This window comes from Mesorhizobium sp. M7A.F.Ca.CA.004.06.1.1 (assembly GCF_003999135.1).
Classification (GTDB): Bacteria; Pseudomonadota; Alphaproteobacteria; order Rhizobiales; family Rhizobiaceae; genus Mesorhizobium.
This window is the reverse complement of the sequence record NZ_RZPQ01000331.1, coordinates 1-6,179: the sequence shown is the minus strand read 5'-3', so window position 1 is coordinate 6,179 and position 6,179 is coordinate 1. Positions and strand designations below refer to the sequence as shown.

The window sequence follows — 6,179 nt, the reverse complement described above, 5'->3', positions numbered from 1 at the left end:
GGGTTACGGCGACCGGGGTGAACACCACCGGTTCGGTAAGGCTTCAGACGGCGGGCAATCTGACCATCGCGGCAAGTGCGACGATCAGCGGAACGGATCCGGTGCTCTCAGCCGCAGGACAATTCATCAACAGTCGCGGCAGCGATGCCGTCACCGCCACCAGCGGACGCTGGCTGGTCTATACGGCAGCTCCCACCGGCAACAATTTCGGCAATCTCGACAGCGGCAACACCGCCATCTGGAACACGACCGCCGGCGGGGCGGTGAGCGCGACGGGCAACCGCTATGTCTTCGCCTATCAGCCGACACTGACGTTTACGTCCAACAGCGCGACCAAAACCTACGGCGACACCGCCCTGCCGGCAGTGACCTATTCAGTGGCGGGCTATCAGGCGGGCGCGGTCGGCGCCTATCTCGGCGACACCGCCGCCACGACCTTCAGCGGCGGCCCAAGCGTCACGTCCGTCAACCCGCCGGGCAATACACAGGTCGGAGCAGGATCCTATGCAATCACCGTCGGCGCCGGCAATCTCGCGGCGTTGAGCGGCTATGGCTTCGCCTACAGCAGCACCGGCCTGCTCACCATCGGCAAACGCGCGGTAACGGTGACGGTAACGCCGGGCCAGAGCAAGATCTATGGCGATGCGAATCCGTCATCCTATGCGTACACCGTTTCGGATCTCGGCGCCGGCGTGGCTCTGGTCGGCACCCTCAACCGCACGGCCGGGAACAGTGCCGGCACTTACGCCATCAACCAGAACAGCATCACCAACGCTAACAATTCGAACTACGACATCACCTATGTCGGCGGCAGTTTCGCCATCGCCAAGCGCGCGATCACGATCACGGCCGATGCCAAGAGCCGTATCTATGGCAACGCCAATCCGTCGCTGACCTACCAGCTGACATCAGGCAGTTTTGTCAATGGCGACAGCTTGGGCGGTTCGCTGACGACATCGGCGACCACGGCATCCGGTGTCGGCAGCTATGGCGTCACGCAGGGTACGCTCAACAACAACAATTATGCGATCACCTACGCCGGCGCCAATTTGTCGGTGACGCCGCGCGCGATCACGGTGACGGCGAATGCCAAGAGCCGTGCCTATGGCGATGCCAATCCGGCGCTGACCTATCAGCTGACATCAGGCAATTTCGTCAATGGGGACAGCCTGAGCGGTGCATTGGCAACAACAACTACGACGGCATCCAGTGTCGGCAGCTACGGCATCACGCAAGGCACACTCGCCAACGGCAACTATGCGATCACCTATGTCGGCGCCAATCTGTCGGTGGCGAAGCGCGCCATCACGGTGACAGCCGATGCCAAGAGCCGCATCTATGGCGATGCCAACCCAGCGCTGACCTATCAGCTGACCACGGGCAATTTCGTCAATGGCGACAGCCTGAGCGGCGCGCTCGCAACAGCGGCCACGACAGCATCTGGTGTCGGCAGTTACAGCATTACGCAAGGCACACTCGCCAACAGCAACTATGCGATCAGCTATGCCGGCGCCAATCTGGCGGTGACGAAACGGGCGATCACGGTGACGGCCGATGCCAAGAGCCGTGTTTATGGCGATGCCAACCCGGCGTTGACCTATCAGCTGACCGCAGGCAATTTCGTCAATGGCGACAGCCTGAACGGTGCGCTGGCGACCTCGGCAACGACAGCATCCGATGTCGGCAGCTACGGCATCACGCAGGGCACGCTCGCCAACAGCAACTACGCGATCAGCTATGTCGGCGGAAACCTGTCAGTGACGCCGCGCGCGATTACGGTGACGGCCGATGCCAAGAGCCGTGTCTATGGCGATGACAATCCAACGCTGACCTATCAACTGACCTCGGGCGATTTCGCCAATGGCGACAGCCTGAGTGGTGCGTTGGCAAGGACCGCCGCAGCATCATCCGATGTCGGCGGCTACAGCATCACCCAAGGCACGCTTGCCAACGGAAATTACGCCATCAGCTATATCGGCGCGGATCTTTCGGTGACGCAGCGCGCGATCACGGTGACGGCCGATGCGGGCCAGAGCAAGATCTACGGGGACGGAGATCCGCTGTCTTACGGCTACGGAGTATCCGATCTCGGCAGCGGCGCAGCGCTGACCGGCACGCTTGATCGCGCCGAGGGCGAGAATGTCGGGACCTATGCCATTGGCCGCGGCACCCTCACCGATGCGGCCAACGCCAACTACGACATCACCTATGTCGGCGCCGGTTTCAGCATCGGCAAGCGATTCGTGACCGTCACTGCCAGCTCGGGCCAGGGCAAGACCTACGGCAATGCCGATCCGTCGTCCTATGGCTACACCTTCACCGATCTCGGCAGTGGTGCGGCGCTGGTTGGCGCTCTCCACCGCACTCCCGGCGAAGATGTCGGCGCCTATCAGATCGGGCAGGGCACACTCGCCAATGCGGCCAATTCGAACTACGACATCAGCTATGTCGGCGCCGATTTCAGCATCGGCAGGCGTGTCGTGACCGTCACGGCCAATTCGGGCCAGGGCAAGATCTACGGCGATGCCGACCCGTCCTCCTATGGCTACACCAGCACCGATCTCGGCAGTGGTGTGGGATTGGTCGGCGCTCTCGATCGCGTTTTGGGAGAGAACGCCGGAGCTTACGCGATCGGCCAGGGCACGCTTACCGACAGCGCCAATTCGAACTACGAGATCAGCTATGCCGGTGCCGACTTCAGCATCGGCAAGCGGGCGATCACCATAGTGGCGGATGCGCAGAGCCGGCCGCAGGGCATGCCCAATCCGCCACTCACCTATTCGATCGGCGGTCTGGGGTTGGTCAACGGGGATACGTTTCTTGGCGCGCTCTCGACTGGGGCGACACACGCTAGCCCTCCTGGCAACTACGCCATCGAACAGGGAAGCCTGACCCTCTCGGCCAACTATGAACTGACCTATGTCGGTGCCGATCTGGTGGTCTCGCCGCCCAACACCGTGCCGGCACCGGATGCAGCCAGCACGGTCGCGTACAACGCCGATGCTCATGCTGCTGGCGGGCCGGCTCCGGTTTTCTTCACCGGACAGCCGGTGGCTGGCGATGCGCAAACGCTGGTTGAAGACCCGCGGCTTGATGGCCCCGCCTTCTGCCAGGGCGTGGCGGACGCAGCTTCCGTCTGCAGCGTTGCCTCGATCCGGTAGGAAGACATGACCGCGCAGCGCCAAACCCTCTCACGGCGGCACCTTAACCGCACCGGCGCGCCGTTGATGGCGCTGCTTTTGACGTCGACGGCACTTGTCGGTTTCACGTCGGCGCGAGCACAGGAACTGCCGACAGGCGGCAGCGTCGCGTCCGGCGGTGTCACCATCGCCCATCCATCGTCGTCGCAACTGACCATCAGGCAGTCGACCAGTTCGGCGATCGTCAACTGGCAGAGTTTTTCCATCGGCGCCGGCGCGACAGTCACTATCGACCAGCCATCATCCTCGGCAACGATGCTGAACCGCGTCACCGGTGGCACTAAATCGACCATATCGGGCCAGCTCAACGCCAATGGCCAGGTGTTCCTGGTCAATCCCAACGGCATTGCCATCTCCAAGACCGGCAAGGTCAGTGCCGCCGGTTTCGTCGGCTCCTCGCTGGGCATCAGCGACGAGGATTTTGAGGCCGGAAAGCTGGAGTTCGAAGGCAATGGAGCTTCCGCTGCCGTCGCCAACCAGGGTGCCATCAGCATCGGGCGTGGCGGCTATGCCGCATTGATCGGTGGCAGCGTCGACAATGCCGGCTCGATCACCGTGCCGCTCGGCAAGGTCGGGCTCGGCTCGGGCGAGAAGGCGGCGCTCGATCTGTCCGGCGACGGCTTCTTGCAGGTCTCCGTGCCGACCAGGGCTGATGGCAGCAATGCGCTGGTCAGCAATTCCGGACGTATCAGTGCCGATGGCGGACTGGTCGAACTCAAGGCGGCGGCGGTGCGCAATGCAGCACGCCAGGCCGTCAACATGTCCGGTGTCATCGAGGCACGCACGGTGTCAGGTCAATCCGGCGCCATCGTGCTTGGTGGTGATGAAGGCTCGGTCGAAATCACCGGCACGCTCGATGCTTCGGCCAAGGCCGGCGGCAAGGGCGGCAAGGTCACGGTCACCGGCCGCAAACTGAAGCTCAAGGCCGCCAAGGTCGATGCCTCGGGCAAGAATGGCGGCGGCACGGTCAAGATCGGCGGCGACAAGCAAGGTTCTGGCACGCTCCAGCACGCGGTCACAACCGAGATCGATGCGAAGACGACAATCAGCGCCGATGCGACCGGCACCGGCGATGGCGGCACGGTCATCGTCTGGTCCGACGAGCAGACAAAGTTCGCGGGCAAGATTTCCGCACGTGGTGGCGATGACGGCGGCAATGGCGGCTTCGCGGAAGTGTCCGGCAAGCAGCGCCTCGACTTCACCGGTGAGGTCGATCTGCGCGCCCGCTTCGGCGATACCGGCGACCTTCTGCTCGACCCCTACAACGTCACCATCTCCAACGCTGCCGGCAACACCGGCGGCAGCATGTCCGCCAACACCAATGACAGCGTCATCAACGTCACCACGCTGCAGAACCTTCTCGCAACCGCAAACGTCACCATCTCAACCGGCAGCGGCGGTTCGCAGGCTGGCGACATCACCATTGCCGCGCCGATCAGCTGGAACACCAACACGCTGACGCTCAGCGCCTCTCATTCGATCGTCTTCAATGCGAACGCCACGATCGGCGGCGGCGGCGGGTTGACGCTGGTCACCAACAATGGCGGTACCGGCGGCACGATCTCCTATGCCTTGGGTGCATCGGCGACCTTCACCGGCACGCCGGGAGCGCAGGCGCTGTCGATCGACGGCCAGAGCTACACGCTGATCTACGATGTCAACGGCCTGCAGGCGATCAACAGCGGGCTCACCGGGAGCTATGCGCTGGCCAAGAATATCGATGCCAGCACCACGTCCAGCTGGAATAGCGGTCTCGGCTTCATATCACTGGGCACCGACGGCAACAGCAACATCCAGAACGGCGGCAATGGCTTCACCGGCTCGTTCGACGGGCTAGGCCACACCGTCGACAGCCTGTCGGTGACGCAGTCCGCTGCCCAATATGTCGGCCTGTTCGGCTATATCGGCGCGGGCGGCCTGGTTCAGAATGTCGGCGTCACCAATGTGACGGTCCGGGGGTTCAGGACCCTCGGCGGGATCGCTGGGTTCAATGCCGGCACGGTGGCCCAGAGTTATTCGACTGGTCAGCTGTTCACCACACAATACGGGTCCGCCTCAGGTGGTCTGATCGGCGAGAACGACGGCGCGCTCTCCGACAGCTTCTCGACGGTGGTCGTCAATGCTCGCGATACTAACACCGCCGGCGGCGCGGTAGGCTTCAATAATTTCGGCACCATCGATCGCGTCTATGCCATGGGCGCTGTCGATATCGGCAGCGGCGGCGCGGCCGTCGGCGGCCTCGTCGGATCGAATTATGGCTACTCGGGGGTCGGCGAGGGCGGCAGGATAACCGACAGCTATTCGACCGGCGCGGTCAGCGGCGGATGGAATGTCGGCGCGTTCATCGGCAACAACCTTTACGACGGCGTGGTCACGGGCGCGTACGACACTTCGACATCAGGCCCCTACAATACCACATCCATCGCCAAGCCTGCGATCGGCGGCGGCACCACCGGCCCCAATGTCAATGTCGTCGGCCTGTCGACCTCCAGCTTCCAGAATGGCGGCGCCAACGGACTGAGTGCCGCCTTTGGCGGCGGGACTGGCGGCCTCTATCCCTATCTGAAGAGCTTCTACCCCAATGGCGTCCAGGCGATCTCCGGAATTGCCTACAAGGATGCCGGCAACACGCCGCTGATTTCCGGTACCGGCCAGCCCTATTACACAAAGAATCCCGGGCTGGTGTCCGTCGTCTCCGGCGGCGTAAACCTCGGCACAGTCTCGACCGGCGTCAACGGCTACTACTATCTCGCTCTGCCGGCGGGCGCGGTCTCGAACTCGGTGCTCGCTTACACCGTTGCCGAAGCGGACTCGGGCGCCAAGAATAGCGTGACCTTCCGGACCGGCCTGTCCGGCAGCAATGTCTCGAACCTCAACGTCTATGGCGACTGGCGGCTCGACGAGACGGATGGCTCGATCGCTTCGCTATCGACGCTGAGCAGCGCCTATAGCGCGGCTATTGGGTCAACCTCTGTCGGC

Annotated in this window: 2 protein-coding genes; both read left to right on the top strand. The window is 63.2% G+C overall.

Translation table 11 applies throughout. The features are described from left to right. Positions 1 to 3,161, top strand: a 3,161-nt coding sequence (locus tag EN906_RS19455; protein WP_281060450.1) for an MBG domain-containing protein, incomplete at its 5' end; no start/stop codon positions are given. Between the two features lie 6 nt (positions 3,162 to 3,167). Then, positions 3,168 to 6,179 (top strand): filamentous hemagglutinin N-terminal domain-containing protein (locus tag EN906_RS19450; protein WP_127375311.1); only part of this gene is annotated, 3,012 nt, incomplete at its 3' end.